General features: G+C 56.8%; 17 protein-coding genes. 2 read left to right on the plus strand and 15 right to left on the minus strand.

Translation table 11 applies throughout. The features are described from left to right. Positions 1 to 30: 30 nt before the first annotated feature. Genes K3757_RS16800 through K3757_RS16820 form a run of 5 tightly spaced genes read right to left on the minus strand, consistent with a single transcriptional unit; the run spans position 31 to position 4,639 of the window. The gene (locus K3757_RS16800; protein WP_259997276.1) at positions 31 to 762 is read right to left on the minus strand and encodes an SDR family oxidoreductase; all 732 of its coding nucleotides are present in this window, start codon (positions 760 to 762) and stop codon (positions 31 to 33) included. After that, positions 759 to 1,325 carry a DUF3833 domain-containing protein gene (locus K3757_RS16805; RefSeq protein ID WP_259997278.1) on the minus strand — a complete coding sequence of 189 codons (567 nt, stop codon included), beginning with the start codon at positions 1,323 to 1,325 and terminating at the stop codon, positions 759 to 761. Before K3757_RS16805 ends, K3757_RS16800 begins: the two co-directional genes overlap by 4 nt. Beyond that, positions 1,318 to 2,565 (minus strand): MFS transporter, encoded by a 1,248-nt coding sequence (locus K3757_RS16810; protein WP_259997289.1) that lies wholly within the window; start codon positions 2,563 to 2,565, stop codon positions 1,318 to 1,320. Before K3757_RS16810 ends, K3757_RS16805 begins: the two co-directional genes overlap by 8 nt. Further along, positions 2,562 to 3,323 (minus strand): DUF1365 domain-containing protein, encoded by a 762-nt coding sequence (locus K3757_RS16815; protein ID WP_259997290.1) that lies wholly within the window; start codon positions 3,321 to 3,323, stop codon positions 2,562 to 2,564. Before K3757_RS16815 ends, K3757_RS16810 begins: the two co-directional genes overlap by 4 nt. Continuing rightward, positions 3,320 to 4,639: an NAD(P)/FAD-dependent oxidoreductase gene (locus tag K3757_RS16820; protein ID WP_259997292.1), complete on the minus strand. Its 1,320-nt coding sequence runs from the start codon at positions 4,637 to 4,639 to the stop codon at positions 3,320 to 3,322. The genes K3757_RS16815 and K3757_RS16820 overlap by 4 nt, the downstream gene beginning before the upstream one ends. 277 nt (positions 4,640 to 4,916) lie before the next feature. Between K3757_RS16820 and K3757_RS16825 the strand changes: the two genes are divergently transcribed. Together K3757_RS16825 and K3757_RS16830 are read left to right on the plus strand one after the other, a co-directional pair. Beyond that, entirely contained in the window at positions 4,917 to 5,423 is a 507-nt protein-coding gene (locus K3757_RS16825; RefSeq protein WP_260001307.1) for a sigma-70 family RNA polymerase sigma factor, read from the plus strand. Positions 5,424 to 5,428: 5 nt separating this feature from the next. Beyond that, positions 5,429 to 6,097, plus strand: coding sequence for a ChrR family anti-sigma-E factor (locus tag K3757_RS16830; protein WP_409202553.1), 669 nt, complete (start codon positions 5,429 to 5,431; stop codon positions 6,095 to 6,097). Positions 6,098 to 6,102: 5 nt separating this feature from the next. Here K3757_RS16830 and K3757_RS16835 read toward each other — a convergent pair whose 3' ends face one another. The 10 genes from K3757_RS16835 to K3757_RS16880 form a co-directional block, all read right to left on the minus strand. Then, positions 6,103 to 7,125 carry a pyridoxal-phosphate dependent enzyme gene (locus K3757_RS16835; protein ID WP_259997294.1) on the minus strand — a complete coding sequence of 341 codons (1,023 nt, stop codon included), beginning with the start codon at positions 7,123 to 7,125 and terminating at the stop codon, positions 6,103 to 6,105. Then, positions 7,122 to 8,303 (minus strand): DNA recombination protein RmuC, encoded by a 1,182-nt coding sequence (locus K3757_RS16840; RefSeq protein WP_259997295.1) that lies wholly within the window; start codon positions 8,301 to 8,303, stop codon positions 7,122 to 7,124. Before K3757_RS16840 ends, K3757_RS16835 begins: the two co-directional genes overlap by 4 nt. After that, entirely contained in the window at positions 8,300 to 10,147 is a 1,848-nt protein-coding gene (gene mutL / locus K3757_RS16845; protein ID WP_259997296.1) for a DNA mismatch repair endonuclease MutL, read from the minus strand. Before mutL ends, K3757_RS16840 begins: the two co-directional genes overlap by 4 nt. A gap of 74 nt (positions 10,148 to 10,221) precedes the next feature. Further along, a complete protein-coding gene (locus tag K3757_RS16850) occupies positions 10,222 to 11,445 on the minus strand; it encodes a urate hydroxylase PuuD (RefSeq protein WP_259997298.1) in 1,224 nt (407 codons plus the stop codon). Positions 11,446 to 11,548: 103 nt separating this feature from the next. Next, a complete protein-coding gene (locus K3757_RS16855) occupies positions 11,549 to 12,982 on the minus strand; it encodes a uracil-xanthine permease family protein (RefSeq protein WP_259997301.1) in 1,434 nt (477 codons plus the stop codon). 51 nt (positions 12,983 to 13,033) lie between these two features. Next, the gene (locus tag K3757_RS16860) at positions 13,034 to 13,522 is read right to left on the minus strand and encodes an ureidoglycolate lyase (protein WP_259997303.1); all 489 of its coding nucleotides are present in this window, start codon (positions 13,520 to 13,522) and stop codon (positions 13,034 to 13,036) included. Beyond that, positions 13,519 to 14,328: a bifunctional allantoicase/(S)-ureidoglycine aminohydrolase gene (locus tag K3757_RS16865; protein ID WP_259997305.1), complete on the minus strand. Its 810-nt coding sequence runs from the start codon at positions 14,326 to 14,328 to the stop codon at positions 13,519 to 13,521. Before K3757_RS16865 ends, K3757_RS16860 begins: the two co-directional genes overlap by 4 nt. Further along, the gene (gene puuE, locus K3757_RS16870) at positions 14,325 to 15,740 is read right to left on the minus strand and encodes an allantoinase PuuE (RefSeq protein WP_259997307.1); all 1,416 of its coding nucleotides are present in this window, start codon (positions 15,738 to 15,740) and stop codon (positions 14,325 to 14,327) included. The genes K3757_RS16865 and puuE overlap by 4 nt, the downstream gene beginning before the upstream one ends. Positions 15,741 to 15,893: 153 nt before the next feature. Further along, entirely contained in the window at positions 15,894 to 16,751 is an 858-nt protein-coding gene (locus K3757_RS16875; protein WP_259997308.1) for a LysM peptidoglycan-binding domain-containing protein, read from the minus strand. Next, positions 16,748 to 17,155: a hypothetical protein gene (locus K3757_RS16880; protein WP_259997310.1), complete on the minus strand. Its 408-nt coding sequence runs from the start codon at positions 17,153 to 17,155 to the stop codon at positions 16,748 to 16,750. Before K3757_RS16880 ends, K3757_RS16875 begins: the two co-directional genes overlap by 4 nt. Positions 17,156 to 17,298: the final 143 nt, after the last annotated feature.

Below are 17,298 nucleotides of genomic sequence, written 5' to 3' on the forward strand. Positions count from 1 at the left end.
GCACATCACGGTCACAGCACTGATACACGATCAGCTGAATATCCGAAAATACAGCCAGTCAGGCAGGAACTGGCTTGCCCGAAACAACAGAGAGAACGCAAACGGGAAGCTCTTTTTAAATTTATCAGAGTTCATATGCTCGAACACCTCGCGAGCCGCGTCTTCGGGCGACATAATGAAGGGCATCTTGAAGTCGTTCTTGTCGGTAAGTTGCGTCTCTATAAAGCCCGGATTGACCACCTGCACTTTGACCCCTGTCTTGCGCAGGTCGGCATACATACATTCCGCCAATGACATCGTCGCCGCCTTGGACGCCGTATATCCAATAGAGCCGGGCAACCCACGGAAACCTGTCAGGCTTGAGGTAATGACAATGTGGCCGTCATCACGCGCAACCATGTCCGGCACAATCTGTCCCATCACCCGCATCAAACCGGTAAAGTTAATGTCTGCCATGGCAGCACCCTGTTCGGCGTTCCACTCTTTAGCGCCAAAGGGCCAGTAAACACCTGCCAGATAGACAACCCCATCCACTGCGCCTACGTCTTTGACCGCTTCGGCCACGCTGTCCGCATCCGCCACATCCAACGTCACAACCCGCGCTTTGCCGGGCAAGCTGTCCGCAAGCGCGGCAAGCTTGTCTTCGGAGCGCGCAGAAAGGATAACCTCTGCGCCTGCGCCGCTCAGACGTTGGGCTAGCGCGGCCCCCAGACCGTCACTTGCGCCTACCAGCCAGTATCGTTTGCCCTGCCATTGTGTCATGCCGTTTCCTTTTTCCTAATGGTCGCCACCAGTTCCGCAACGCGGAAACCAAATTTGCGAAATTGGCTCCGGTTCACGATGATGCCGCTTTTCGTAAGATACATACAATCAAACGCTTTCAGCGTATGACCGCCAGATGCGGCTGGCAGCTTAATCTTGTAGTTGAACAAGACCGCCGGCCCCGCAATCGAACCAGAAGCCTTTCCCGGGACATCGTCGGCATGGGCTACGAACCCATCGTCATCATCAAGCTCCAGCCGCCATTCACGGTGTTGGGTCGAACCGTCATTGTAATGGAAGTGCTCTTTTATCGTGCCGGAATTACCTTCCCACACGATGTCGAAATCCGCTTCGAATGTGCTGGTTACACGGCCCAGCGGGCCAAAGATCACTCCATCACATAACATTTTTCCGTTTAAATGTTCCCGCATATCAAATCGTGGAAAGTCATCGGCGTAGTCATCCGCCTTCTGGCCGGAAAAATCCGCAACCCGACGGCGCAGCACCTTCAAGAACACGACAACCGCAGCGCCCAGCAAAAAGAAAAATACAGCATCATTCATGACGCGTCCTATCCAGCGTTGTACGCCACAGCAAAAAGATGGCGGCAAGTTTCAGCACACATGGCACGCCTGCGTACAGCAACCGTAATAGATCCACGGCCTTTTCGGGCGGTGGGGCTTGTGCCCCGCTGACGTACCCTGCCCCTTCCAATGAGGGAAGTAGAATGGCGGCGGCGAGTGCCAAGGTAAACTTGGAAACAAATGACCACAAACCAAAACCTTCCGCAGCGGATGGCGCAATTTGTCCCATGCGCGTTGCAAAAAGCGCAGGCAAAAGCGTAAGGTCGGCCCCCATCGCCGCCCCTGATGCCACACAAACAAGTGCAAACCACCATTGATCGCCAACGCCCAAGAACAGCGCGCCGCCAAAAGCAAAGATTGCGAGGATCATGGCAGCCAGCAATACACGTTTGGTCCCGAAACGCTCTGCGAGCAGCCCCCAGACGGGCGCTGCCCCTGCGGCTGACAAGAAGAATAGCAGCAAAAGCGGCCCCTCGAATCCGGGGGCGCCCAAGGCGCTTTCCACATAGAATAGAAATAGGGTTGAGCTGACAGCCACCGGAGCCGCGTTGAGCAGCGCGATAAATAATAACCGCCGCGCCAGCGGGTCACGCAACACAGTACCAAACCCTGTGCCGATCGGCACACCTGCCGACACCCATTCGCCACGCATCGCCATTGCCGCCCCCACTGCAAGCACCGCAAAACCTACTGCAAAGCCGGTAAAAGGCGCACCTGTCCACATACCAAGAGCTACCGGAGCAACCGATGCCACGCAGACCCCCAAAAGCGCGCCGGTTTCTCGCCATCGGGCAAGGCGCAAGTGGCCTTGCCCAACCATGCGGTCCGCCTTGGCCACGCCCTGCGCGTAAAAACAAATTGTCAGAAAACTGAAGGCAGAGAAAACAATCGTCAGCATAATGCCGAACCACACCACCGGCCCTGTCATCGGCGGGACAGCAAACAAGCCTAACATTCCTAATGCAATGACCGCACACCCAAGTCCGACAGCAATGCCACGCCGGTCACGCAACCGTTCTGACAATCGACCAAGAAGTGGATCCTGAACCACATCCAGTAACCGCAATCCAAATAGCACAGCTCCAAGTGCCGTTAACGAGACGCCGTATTCGTCGACATAGAATTTAGGCGCATGGATATAGATTGGCAGGCCAGCGCACGCCAGAAGGGCCGCGAATAGCGCATAGGACGGCAATCGTTCTGATGCAGCGATGCTCATCCCTTGGAAACTTCGTCACGCGGCGCCTCCGGCCTTGCCCGAAATGCAGCGCCCTTAATCCAAAGCTTTAGCGCTTGCCAATGGATCAGCGCCAGCACACGCCGCGCGCCAAAGGGTCGGCGCAAAAGGCTCCGCAGGATGCCCGCGTTGCCAAGCGGCACACGTTTGCCCGTCAGCGTGGCGATCAGTCCACCGGTTGCGCGGCCGTAATCAATCCAGATTCCGATGCGCGCCTCTGTGATATCAAAGCGAAAAGTATAGTCACCTTCAACCGGCTGGAAGGGTGATACGTGCATGATCTTCGTCGCGTGCAACTGGTCACTGCGAGATATCTCGCGCAGGTCAGGGTGGTGACACAAATAACTATGGCGGTCGCCGTAAGTGTTGGTCACCTCGGCAATCACAGCGACCAAAGCGCCATCTTCGCGGCGACATAGCCAGAAGCTAACCGGATTAAAGACATGGCCGAAAACACGCGGCTGAGCCAACAATTCGATCCGGCAAATCACGTTGATCTGGTACTGCTCAAGCACGTCACGCACCCAAGCAGCCCCTCTGCCATGGCCCGGTGCGCCACCGTGGTCGATGTCGTGCAACGATGTCAGACCACGGGCGTTGCGTGCAAACAGACCCGGTGTGCGAACGTCAGCTTCAGCATCCAACAGCAAATAGTCTACAGAGTAGCGAAAGGCGTTCTCTATATTGCCCTTACGACCATGATAGGTCTGACCGACGATATGATCGACAGTTCTGGTCACTCTGCGGCCATTGCTTTGGGTGCCGCGCTTTTGAGTGCGGTTACCACGTCTACCGCGCTAGCCAGTCCGTCTTCGTGAAATCCGTTGCGCATCCATGCGCCGCAGAACCACGTCCGGTTACGCCCGTTCATCTGACGCATTGCCCCCTGTGCATCCAGGGCCGCCAGATCATAAACCGGATGGCGCAAAGTGACCTGATCATAGATCAGCTCTTCGCGGATGGTGCGTTTGGTGTTCAGCGTGACGAAATGCGGATCGCTCTCCGGTATCGGCTGCAAAGAATTCATCCAGTAGGTCAGATCAATGCGGTCCGATTTCGTCCGCGCGTCTTCAGTATAGACCCATGAAGCCCATGTGGCCCGCCGTTTCGGCATGATCGATGTATCAGCATGCAAGATGACATCATTGGGTTGATAGGCGATTGCACCGAGTGCCGCTTGTTCTGCGGCCGTAGGATCGGTGAGCATTGCAAGACTGTCATCGGAATGTGTCGCCATGACGACCTCATCAAAGGCCTCCCACTCACCACCAAAAGTTTTCACTTCGACGCCTTGCGCCGTGCGCCGGACACCTTGAACGGCAGCACTGAGCCGGACATCAACGCCATTTCGTTTCAACGCTGCTTCGACCCTGTTCACATAGGATATCGAGCCGCCTTGAACCGTGTACCACTGGTGCTGGCCGGAATAGCCCAACAAAGCGTGATTCTCGAAAAAGCTGATCAGGGCGTGGGCAGGAAATTCCATGACCTGCTCCACTGGCGTCGACCAGATCGCACCAGAGAAGGGAAGAAGATAATGGTCTCGAAAATAGTCGCCTGTACCAAGCTTTGCCAGAAATTCGCCAAGGCTAAGAGATTTATCCTGAGCCAAGGCCAACGCATTTTTGTTGAACTTCACCACATCGCGCAACATTCCGAGGAACCGAGGGTTCACAAGGTTTCTGCGCTGCGCAAAAATCGCGTTCATGCTGGTCAACGCATATTCCAAGCGGCCGCCATCAAACGACGCGCCAAAGCTCATGTTAGATGGCACGACAGGCACGTCCAATTCCTTGAACAGCGCTGCTAGGTGCGGATAGTTGGCGTAGTTGAAAACGATAAACCCGGTATCAACAGGTTGATCACCGTTCTTTCCCGCAACAACTGTGCGTGCATGGCCGCCCAAACGCGCCCCGCTTTCGAACAAAGTCACCTTATGATCGGGCGACAGCATGTGTGCAGCCCCCATACCGGAAATCCCGGCCCCAATCACAGCGACACGGCGGGCCATAGGGGATTGGTTGCGGTAAGAAGCCTGCGGCGCGTCAAATGTCATGTGGAAGCGGTATCCTGTCTGCTTGTTGTTATGGTGGTATACGGTTCAGATACGGAATTGGATGTAAATGAGTTTCAGAATTCATTTTTTTGATCCAACAACCGCCTTGCTCCGTATCCTTGGTATGATAGCTTCCGGACAGACCTCTTCTCGCGACACGCCCCACGGTTCCCGCCCTCCGGCACCGACAGCTTTGGCGGGGCCAGTGAACTGTTCAAGGCGACAACGCGTGAAAAACGACAAGCCATCATCAGCCCAGTCTCTTTGGATCGACGAGATGCTGCGCGTGCGCGACAATCGCGACAAAGCAGCGTTTGCAGATTTGTTTGAACATTTTGCCCCGCGGGTCAAAGGGTACCTCATCAAATCAGGCGCAGATGGCACGACCGCAGAAGAATGTGCGCAAGATGTGATGACAACGCTGTGGCGGAAGGCGGACCAGTTTGATCCCACGCGCGCATCGGTCGCGACATGGGTGTTCACCATCGCGCGAAACCGCCGCATCGACATGTTGCGCCGTGACCGGCGCCCAGAACCCGAAGACCTGCCTTGGGGTCCGGAACCTGAACCCGAGCAATCGCAGGTCATCGAGCTCCAGCAAGAAAGTGCCAAACTGGTGAGCGCGATAGCGGACCTGCCTCAGAACCAACGCAAACTAATCGAACAAGCCTATTTTGGTGATCTCACCCAAGCTGAAATCGCCAAAATCACAGGTCTCCCGCTTGGCACCATTAAATCCCGAATTCGTCTTGCGCTGGACCGTCTGCGCCATGCAATGAAGTAGCTGATATGACTGATAAACATGCACGCCCTATGACCGAAGCCACCATCAAGCATCACCTTGATGAAGCAACTCTGTTGGCCTACGCTGCGGGTACGCTGCCCGAGGCATTTAACCTCATCGTGGCCACACACCTGTCGCTTTGCGATACCTGTCGCGCTTCTGCTCAAGCTTATGACGCCGTGGGCGGGGCATTGCTGGATGATGACGCAGCAGCCATGACAGCAGGCTCGCTTGATCAAATTCTGGCGCAGCTGGACAACGGATTTGACGCACCCGCGCGACACGTAAGCACCAGCGATATCCCGACCCCGCTTCACAGCTACATCGGGGATGATCTGGAAAGCATCCGCTGGCGACCCGTTGGGATGGGGGTCAAGCAGGCAATTTTACGGACGTCCAAAGGCGCAACTGCGCGACTGCTATCTATCCCCGCCGGCGCCGCCATGCCGGACCACGGGCATCACGGAACAGAGATGACTTTGGTCCTGAAAGGCGCATTTCAGGACGATGACGCATACTTTGGCCGGGGTGACATTGAAATTGCAGATAGTGATGTACAGCACATACCAGTGGCAGACATACACGAAGACTGTATCTGCCTAGCCGTCACCGATGCTCCGCTTCGGTTTCAAGGCATTCTCCCGCGCATCTGGCAGAAGTTTGTCAGGATCTGAGGTCACTACCCTGCAGTCATAGCATCAAATCGGCTACATCCCTGCGCCATCAGGCGCAGATAAGTGTCTGCATCAATATTCGCTCCGCAAACGATCACACCCACACGCTTGCCTTGAAGCTGTTGGCGTAATGGGCCCAATACGGCCGCAAGGGCCGCCCCAGCCGCAGGTTCTACGGCAAGCTTTGCCTCTTGCTGGAACGCCACCATACCTGCGCAAATGGTGTCGTCATCAATCAGCACGACTTCGTCCACATAAGCAGCGCATAGAGCATGGCCAAAGGGCAGCGCCATCGGCGCGCCAAGGCTATCCGCGATGGTATTCACGCCCGCTAAATGGATGGGTATTCCCTTGGAGAGAGAGCAGTGCATACTGGCCGCGCCTTCAGGCTCGACACCATAGACCTTGCAGTCAGGGTTGATCTGTTTGACTGCGGCCGCGATGCCGCTGATCAATCCACCGCCGCCAATGGACACCACCACCGCATCCAGGTCACCGGCGTCTTCCATCAGCTCAAGCCCGACCCCTGCCGTCCCAAGCGAAGTAAGCGGCCCCTCAAAGGGGTGAATGAACGTACGTCCTTCTTCGCGCACCAGCCGCTCGGCCTCATCGAAGGTTTCAGCCCCCGGCGCTTTCATGATCACATCAGCCCCTTCGGCCTTTGCAAGCGCGACGCGAAACGGGTTGGCATTGGACTGGATCACAACCTTGGCAGACGCGCCGATCTGGCGGGCGGCCCATGCAGCAGCGATCGCGTGGTTTCCCGCGCTGGCGGCTGTGATACCTCGTGCGCATTGCCCGTCGTCCAGACTGCGTGCAACCGACAAAGCACCGCGTGCTTTGAAGGTGCCTGTACGCTGGAAACACTCAAGCTTGAGAACTGCGGCTCCGCCACCCAGAACCCGCGCCATCAAACCACTATCCAGCGTGAGGCAAGGTGTGCGTGTGATATCGTTGGCTAAGGCAGACGCTGTCGCGCGGATCGCGTCCAGCGACAGGGCGCTGATGTCAGGTTGTGTGGATGTCATGAGTTTAAGGTTCCTTTAACAGGCGAAAGAACAGGAGCCGACGGGTCTGCCTCTATTTCCTCAAAATCAAAGTTGTCCAGTTTGGCCGCCCGTTTGCCCGCCCGCTCAGCGGCAGTACCGATCCCTTCGAGATCTTCGCGCGCCTGACGGAAATGCGTATCCAACTTACCCACACGTGACACGACCAGCTCTACATCGCGGTGCAGCAGGCGCAGGGTCTTGCGGATTTCACCCGCCTGTTCGCGCATGCGCGCATCCTTGAGAATGGCGCGCATAGTATTCAGCGTTGCCATGCAGGTCGTCGGCGACACAATCCAGACACGGGCGTCGAAGCCTTCGCGCACCAGTTCGGGAAAGTTCGCATGCAGCTCTGCATATACCGCCTCTGACGGGAGAAACATCAACGCGCCATCCGCTGTCTCACCGTCAAGAATGTATTTCTCGCTGATGTCGCGGATGTGTTTGCGTACCGATGTGCGCATGTTGGCCACCGCTGACTTCAGCTCCCAGTCGGTCTGCGCGCGGTGTAACGCCTCATATGCCTCTAACGGGAATTTCGCATCAATGACGATAGGTCCAGGCGGGTTGGGCAGATGTATCAGGCAATCGGCACGGCGCCCGTTGCTGAGGGTTTTCTGCATGTCATAGCTGTCAGACGGCAGCGCCTTTGACACAATATCATTCAGCTGTATTTCCCCGAATGCACCGCGCGTCTGCTTGTTACTCAGGATATCCTGCAAAGAGAGCACGTCGCCAGAAAGCTTCGTGATGTTGTCCTGCGCTTTGTCGATGGCGCGCAGCCGTTCCTGCAATTGGGTAAGGCTGGTGGTCGTGCGCTGCGCGCTTCCATGCAGGCTTTGGTTCGTGCGTTCCTGCATTTGCGCAAGCTGTTGTTGCATCTGGAGCTGCACAGTAGCCAGCCTTGCCTCAAGGCTTTGAATCAACTGGGTCTGCGCGTTTGCCTGCGTGTCAGACACCGTTTGCAGGTTGCCACGCAGCTGTTCCTGACCGCTGCCCAGCGCTTGAAGCTGATGCGCCAATACCGCCGGAACACGGGTGGGCCGGAAGATCATGAAGACGAGCAATATCAGGATCAGCCCAAGGACACCTGCACAAACCAACAGCGCAATGGTGATAGGATCGCTAATTGCGAACTGCGCTTCGCCGATCTGGATCATGTCCGCCCGAACAGCCGCTCTATGTCGCTAAGCTTCAGCTCCACGTAGGTAGGGCGACCATGGTTGCACTGGCCAGAATGCGGCGTCGCCTCCATCTCGCGCAGCAGGGCATTCATTTCTTCGGCACGCATCCAGCGCCCCGAACGGATGGAACCGTGACAGGCGACGCGACTAAGGATCGCCTCGATACGCGCCTGTACCAGTAGGCTTTCGCCTTCGCCCTCCAGTTCATCCAGAATATCGCGGATCATCGCTTCGGCGTTCACCTCGCCCAGAATGGCCGGCGTTTCACGCACGGCAATGGCATCCCCGCCGAAGGGTTCAATCCCCAAACCAAACTGCGCCAGCTCATCGGCAACTTCCAGAATCGACGCGCGGTCCGAGGTGGAAAGCGCGATAATTTCGGGGATCAACAAGGCCTGCGCAGGCACACCGTTTGCAGCCATCTGGTTCTTGAGCTTTTCATAGACAAGCCGTTCGTGCGCCGCATGTTGGTCTACGATGACCATACCGGTAGCAGTTTGGGCGATGATGTAATTTTCATGGACCTGACCCCGCGCTGCGCCAAGGGGGTAGTCCACCGGCTCCTCCTGCGCTTGCTGGGTCTGCTCGGGCGGGATTTCGACACGTCCCCACATGCCTTTCGTCTCGGCAAAGCCCTCAGGGGCCTGCGCCTGATACGAAGAATACCGCGCGCCTGTTGAAGGGCGGTCCATCTGATAAATGCGCGGCTCTTCCGTTTGCTCCGGGCGCATCGCACCCAGCGTGGCATCAGCAACCGTGCTGGATGCGCGGTGACCCGCGTTCGCCAGCGCGTGACGTAGGGCCGAAACAATCAATCCGCGGACGATCGCGGGATCGCGGAAACGCACTTCGGATTTGGCTGGATGCACGTTCACGTCCACCAGGTTAGGGTCGCAATCCACAAACAAGGCAACCGCTGGATGTCGGTCGCGGCTTAGAAAATCGAAATAGGCGCCGCGCAACGCACCGATCAGCATTTTGTCCTTCACCGGACGTCCGTTTACGAACAGAAACTGTGCCACAGCAGAGCCGCGCGAATAGGTCGGAAGTGCGGCAAAACCCGTCAGGTGAAAGCCTTCCCTTTCCGCATCAATGGGCAAGGAGTTTTCCGCAAACTCACGTCCCAACACCTGACGCAACCGGCCATGCAATGCGTCAAACAAATCGCCCTGCTCTGCCTCGGCGCGGAACACATCGCGGCCCTGACCATCGCCAGAAACATCGCGCAGCACAAAGCGCACAAACGGTTCGGCCATAGCAAGCCGTTTGATCACGTCGCCAATGGCCTGCGCTTCGGCCCGATCCGTCCGGAGGAATTTCAGACGTGCCGGTGTAGCATAGAAAAGATCACGCAGTGTGACGATCGTTCCCGCGCTAAGGCCCGCAGGGCGCACTGCTTCATGCTTGCCGCCTGTGACGCTGATCTCTGCTCCGTCATGTCCTGCTGCGCGGCTGGTGATGGTGAGCCTGCCAACAGCACCCAAAGACGGCAACGCCTCACCGCGGAAGCCGAAAGAGTGGATATTAAGCAGGTCAGTGCCGTCGATCTTGGACGTGGCATGACGCGACAGCGCCAGCGGCAAGTCGTCGCCTGCGATACCACAGCCGTCATCGGTGACACGGATCAGGGTTTTGCCGCCATCGGCGTATTCCACCGTGATACGACGTGCGCCTGCGTCGATGGCATTTTCCACCAACTCCTTTACCGCAGAGGCGGGCCGCTCAACCACTTCGCCTGCTGCGATGCGGTTGATTGCAGTCTCGTCCAGCTGACGGATGATGGGCTGGGATACGCTTATGTTGGGGTTTGATTGAGCCATGCCGCAATACCTAGCATGAGATGGCGCGATTCTAAAAGCCGCGCCGCAAGGTTATCCCCTGCTAATTTGAACGTCTATCCGCCGGTGGCTGCGCGGTACCATGCAACGATCTGCGCGCGTTCTTCGGGCTCCATATAGCTTAGATTGGCCGGAGGCATTGCATGGGTCAGCCCTGACTGAAGGTAAATCTGCTTTGCGGCAAGGGCGATCTGATGCTCGGTCTCTAGGCGCACACCTTTTGGGGGCCAGTGCAGCCCCTCCCAAGCAGGCTCTGCCGCGTGACACATCGAACAACGGCCCATGACGATATCCTGCACCGCGCCAAAGCCGTCGGCCTGCGCGAATTGCAACGCCGGTCCTTGCGCCTCTTGTGGTTCGGATGCGCGGAACATGGGCGCAGTCGACAGCCAGATGATCGCGATGAAAATCAGCGCAGTGGCCAGCCATGTCCAATGTTTGTTCCCCTGACGGGCGTGCAGGCTGTTGAAGTAGTGACGGATCGTAACCCCCATCAGAAACACCAGCGCGGCGATAAGCCAGTTCATTTCGGACGCAAAGGCCAGCGGGTAATGGTTGCTAAGCATCAGGAAGATCACGGGCAGGGTCAGGTAGTTGTTATGCGTGCTGCGCTGTTTGGCAATCTTGCCGTATTTCGCATCCGGTTTGCGCCCTGCCTTCAGGTCCGCGACCACAATGCGCTGGTTCGGCATGATGATGAAAAAGACGTTCGCGCTCATGATGGTTGCGGTAAACGCACCAAGGTGCAGCAGCGCTGCGCGGCCCGAAAACACGGATGTGTAGAAATAGGCCATCGCGACAAGGATCACATAAAGCAGGACCATCAGGCGGGTATTGTCATCGCCAAAGCGGCTTTTGCAAATCTGGTCATACGCCAGCCAACCAAAACCGAGCGACGCAAGCGAGATCAGTACCGCCTGCCACACGCTGAGATCCGCAACCGACGGATCAACCAGATAGAACTCAGCGCCCAGATAGTAGACGAGGATCAGCAAGGCAAAGCCCGACAGCCAGGTTGAATAGCTTTCCCACTTAAACCAGACCAGATCGTCTGGCATCTGCGCAGGTGCCACGAGGTACTTTTGCACATGATAGAAGCCGCCACCGTGGACCTGCCATTCTTCACCATCAGCGCCGGAACTCAGGTTACGGTCACGATGCAAGCCCAGATCAAGCGCGATGAAATAGAAAGAGCTTCCGATCCACGCGATAGCGGTGATCACATGAACCCACCGGACAGCGAATTCGAGCCAAGCAGACAGGGCAGCAAGATCGTACATATTTATTCTTTCGGACTGTTGGTTGCCGGAGCCGACTGACGTTCGGATTAAGAGGGTCGGGATCAGAGGGCAACCCGTCAGATTGCCCTCCGTACGTCACTGATTAGCGCGGAAGGCTCCCGTTTGATTTGCCTGCCATACCGCCCGAAACTTCTTCGGTTGATTCCTCTGCCAGCTCTTGTGGCAGCACAAGGTTGAGGACAATCGCAATCAACGCGGCTGGCAGAAGGCCTGATGTCATCAGGATGCGCAGCGTGTCGGGCAGGTGCTGAACTGCGCCCGGTTCAAGCTGCAGACCCAAACCAATGGAAAGCGAGATAGCAAAGATCACCATATTGCGGCGGTTCCAGTCGACATCCGACAGCATTGAAATACCCGCCGCGACAACCATGCCAAACATGACGATCACACCGCCACCCAAGACTTCGATCGGGACTGTACGGATTACACTACCAACCTTTGGGATCAGCCCGCAGACTATCAGGAAAATCGCACCGCAAGTCACCACATGGCGGCTCATGACGCCAGTCATCGCAATCAATCCAACGTTCTGGCTGAACGAAGTGTTCGGCAGACCTCCAAACACGCCAGCAACCGCAGTACCCAAACCGTCGGCATAAGTGGCACCGGCAATTTCCTTGTCGGTCGCTTCACGACCCGCGCCGCCTTTGGTGATCCCGCTTACGTCACCCACTGTTTCAATGGCCGAGATGAAGGCCATCAGGCAGAAACCGATGATGGCCGCCGCTGAGAACTCGAACCCGTACTTGAATGGATTTGGCAAAGAGATCCATGCGGCATTGTTCCAACTGGCAATCACGCCACGGTCTCCGCCAAAGGACAACATGCCCATGGCAACAGCATAGAAATAGCCGACGACAAGCCCAATCAGTACTGCCGAGATTGACAGCATACCCTTGGTAAAAAACTTGAGCCCCAGCGTGACGATGATCACAACCAATGCGGCAGACCAGTTCAACAGGCTACCATATTCCGGGGTCCCGATAGCGGGCACACCACCAGCAGCATACTGGATGCCGACCTTTACCAGCGCCAGCCCGATCATGGTCACAACCAAACCGGTGACCAACGGCGGCAACGCAAAACGGATCTTACCGATGAACATCCCCAAGACTGCATGGAACAAACCACCGATAACAATGCCGCCGAATAACGCGGCCAAACCGTCAACTCCTTTACCCGCAACCAGCGGAATCATGATCGGAATAAAAGCAAAAGACGTCCCCTGAACAATCGGCAGGCCTGCGCCGACTGGCCCTATGGTGATGGTTTGCAACAGCGTGGCAACACCGGCGAACAGCATCGACATCTGGATAAGGTACAACAGTTCAGGAAAGTCAGGAGAGCCCGAGCCAAAACCGAAACCTGCAGCACCGGCAACAATTATGGCAGGGGTCACGTTTGAGACGAACATCGCCAGTACGTGCTGAATGCCTAGCGGGATGGCACGCGAAAGCGGCGGCGTAAAGTTCGGATCGCGCAACTGTTCGGGCGTTCCGATGGAAAGCATGGTCATAGGTTTTGTCCCTTGTTGAAGTGCGCCCAGCCTTTTTGGCCAGATCTTGATTTAGTTCGTAATCGTATAGGGCGCGTCCAATTGCCATTCGTCAAGATTTTCACCCTCGCCTATCCGGTCCACTACAGCGAACAATCCCGGCGCGTGCAGTGGCGTAAGGACTCCGTGCCACGTTCCCGCGTGAAAATTTATCCCCTGATGCGGCGCCGTCATGAACGCGCGCGGCACGCCCGGGCGATCGCCCTCATCGGGCGCCACAACCACCAGAAAAGGGTGTTCAGTCATGGGCAAGAAGGCCTGTGATCCCAAGGGATGCCGTTCTAGCAGGTCCAGCGTGTAGGGCAGTGTGCGCGGCTTGGCATTGAATATGCTGATGCCCGCACGGCCACCTTCGGCAAAGGTCAGGTCCGCACGGTCATGAAACCGACCACACATACCCGCATTGATCATTTTGTCGGGCTGGCCCTTGGCATCCAGAATATCGCCAAACGGCGCGAATGCCTCTTTCGTCAGCGGTTCGATACAAATTTCAGCACTCATAAAGGCATATGACGGTTTACGTCTTTATAAAGCAGGTAGCGGAACGGCGCGTCGCCTGTGGCGATGCAAGCCTGCGGGCAAAAGGCGCGCAGCCACATAAAGTCACCGGCGATGACAGGCACCCAATCCTTGTTCAACAGATAGTCCGCAGTGCCTTCCAGCACATACAGCCCGTGCTCCATCACATGGGTCTCGGCAAACGGGATGCGGCCGCCGGGTTGGAAGGTCACGATGTTGACGTGCATGTCATGGCGCAGATCGTCGGGCTCAACAAATCGTGTGGTGGCCCACACCCCATCACAATCGGGCATAACGGTCGGCGCGACCGCCTGATCCGACGTCACGAATGCTTCGGGCAGATCAACGCCTTCGGCGCCCACATAGCGTTTGCGGACCCAGTGGAACTGCGCCACAGAATCGCTATCGTTCCAGACGGTCCAGATCGCATCCGGCGGGATATAGGCGTAACCGCCCTCCTCCAACACGTGCCGTGCGCCATCAATGTTCAAGGTGATCTGGCCGCTGGCCACGAAGACGACCGATTGCGCTTCGTCGTCAACTTCTGGTGCGTCTGACCCACCTGCGGGCTGCAATTCCACGGCGTATTGGCTGAATGTCTCGGCAAAGCCCGACATCGGGCGCGCCAACACCCACATCCGCATGCCTGTCCAACCCGGCAGATAGCTGGTCACGATGTCGCGCTGGGTCAATGCGGGCAAAACAGCATAGCTTTCGGTAAAAACTGCTGTGCCTTCTGGTGAAATCGATTGATCCGGCAAACCGCCGGGAGGGAAGGCATAGCTCATAGTATTTGATCCAATCTGATGCGCGCGATCCGTTCTACCTGACGGCAGGCGGTGGCGAATTCGGTTTCCGTATCGTTTGCGATCCGTGCCTCAAAGGCGTTCAGGATGCCATCTTTTGTGTGATCCTTCACCGCGATGATGAAGGGAAATCCGTGCTTGGCCACATAAGCTGTGTTCAGCTCGGTAAAGCGCACACGCTCCGCATCGGTAAGCGCATCAAGGCCGGCGCTTGCCTGCTCTGCAGTGCTTTCGGCTGTCAGGCGCTGTGCGGCTGCCAGCTTACCCGCAAGATCGGGGTGGGCTGTGAGAACGCCCAGACGCTCTGACCGGCTGGCAGAACGGAACATCCGCGCCAGCGCATTGTGAAGTCCGGCAGCGCTGTCGTGCGCTGGTCCAAGCTCAAGCTCAAACGCGCGCTCGGCTATCCACGCCGAATGCTCGAAGATGCCGCCAAAGTGGTCGACGAATTCCGCCCGTGCCATTCGACTGGGACGTAGGCGCGCCGACGGCGCAGGATGTGTGGCGCGCCAATGATCAGCAATTTCGATCCGGCGCGGGGTCCAGACACCTTCAAAACCCTTGATGTACTCAAGGAACCGCGCCAGCGCCTGAATGCGTCCGGGCCGTCCGATAAGGCGGCAATGCAGACCCACCGACATCATCTTGGCAGCGCCCGCCGCACCTTCGGCATAAAGCGCATCAAACGTGTCACACAGGTAGGTGTAAAACTGATCGCCTGAATTGAACCCCTGCGGTGTGGCAAAGCGCATATCATTGCAATCCAGCGTGTAGGGAATGATCAACTGATCCGTGCCCGCAATGTCGGACCAATACGGCAAATCATCGTCATAGGTGTCCGAAATATAGTCAAACGCCCCTGTTTGCGCGGCAAGGCGCACGGTGTTGATACTGGTTCTGCCACAATACCAACCGCGCGGCGGCTCACCCGTCACTTCGGTATGCAGACGGATTGCTTCGGCCATGTCCGCCATTTCAGCCTCTTCCGAATGATCCCGGTAATCGATCCATTTCAAACCGTGGCTCGCGATCTCCCAATCGGCAGCTTGCATCGCCTCAACCTGTTCGGGCGCGCGTGCGAGCGCGCTGGCGACACCGTACACCGTGACCGGTACCTGCGCGTGTGTGAACAAGCGGTGCAACCGCCAGAACCCTGCCCGCGCGCCGTAGTCATAAATGCTTTCCATATTCCAGTGCCGCTGACCTGGCCAAGGCGCTGCGCCAACGATCTCTGACAAGAAAGCTTCGGACGCCGCGTCACCATGGAGCAAACAGTTTTCGCCGCCCTCTTCGTAGTTGAGGACGAATTGCACTGCGATCCGCGCGCCATTTGGCCACTGCGGGTCAGGTGGAGTGCCAGCATAACCGGTGAAATCTCTGGGATAGCGGTTCATGGAAGGTCCTGTGATGGGGTTTCGCGATCACCATGCACAAAACCGCAGCCCCCCGCAATTTGCAAAGCAGCTGCACAATACAATCAGGCCGGACATTTCTGTCCGGCCTGTTGCTCGCCCGAATGTCACTGAGACGCTTTTTATTGTTTATTATCAGCTGGGTATTATTAACCGCTGGCCTAGCTGGATCATATCGGGCGATTGTAGGGTGTCACGATTTGCCTCTATGATGCGGCTGTAAGCATCAGGCAACCCGTAAAATTGAAGTGCGATGTACGCGTGGCTGTCACCTTGCGTAACCGTGAAAAGACGCAGGCTGCTCAGATGCTCGCTGCGTGCAGGAGAGACGGCAAATATCTTACGCGACATCTCTCTGGCTGCTGTGGTTCTGGCGCTGCTTTGACTGTGCAATGACCCGTTTCTCGCCAGAGTCAGCATCATGGTATCTTTGTCGACCCCGCCATCATGGCGGCTTGCCAGAACGACATTTTGCAGCGCACGTGATTTGTTCGCGCCCTGTCTCCGGATCGACGAGTTTCGTGACTGCTGCTTTGGCGTCATCGCGGGAGTAGATTGAAGTCCTGCAGGCACCAGCGGCGAAAGATCAGAAGTGTCGGCGCTGGTTGCATCTTCGCCCGTTGGCTCTGGACCGGCCTGCGGCTCGCTCAATCCCAGCAGACTTGAGATGTTTTCCGGTTCGGTAGACTGGTGGCCGTAGCCCCAAAGCGTAACAGAGGCCACTCCCAGAAGAATGGTCAGACCGACAACCGAAACTGACATGCCCCGCGTTGCTTGGCGAGGATAAAAGTCAGGTTTGGGCTCGGACATCGGACCCATTGCCTCAAATTCAGATGCCCCGGGGACAGGCTCAACCATCACACGGCACGGCAGTGCTTTCGGGTGCTTCGGAGCATTCAGTTTCTTTTCCCAAGCCTCCCGAACAACCCGCTGTTCGACCGAAGATCGAGGGGCCGTTGTATCGAATGTTATTTTGGGTCCGGTTGCTTTCACAGCATCATTCCGGAACTGTCAGACCAAGAACGGGCCACACTTGCAGGCCGCCACGATAGTGGCGATTTTTTTTCGGAAAGGTATCCAGCCGCTAGTAAATAGCGGATCAACGTCTCGGCGTCATTCTGTGTGGGTCCGCTGTCGTAGACCACAAGCGATTGCGCGTCAGTAAAGTTAAACACATCTTCAAAAGCGCGTGCACCAAGCGCTTTGAGGATATCACTACGAAACTCTTTTTCTGAGCCGGCCGCATATCGTGAAGCTTCGGGTGCCATTGCTGCGATATTCACTGTTGCGCCGTCGAACATGAACTCGACCTTTTCGGGAACCGGACGCGCTTCTGCCAGCACTGCTGTGACATTAACCGCCAACCCTGCCGCAAGAATTGCTGCCTGTTTAATCATGCCGTCCCCCATGCCCCTCAACACCAGATATAGGTATTTTTCGCCAAAAATCGGTGTTTCAAAGCGTCTGGCTCAAGATATAGGCCAAGAGAGAATCATCCGTCAAAGTAAAACCGAATCATTTTACTAAAATCACCGAATCA

It is taken from the genome of Sulfitobacter sp. S223 (genome assembly GCF_025143825.1).
Classification (GTDB): Bacteria; Pseudomonadota; Alphaproteobacteria; order Rhodobacterales; family Rhodobacteraceae; genus Sulfitobacter.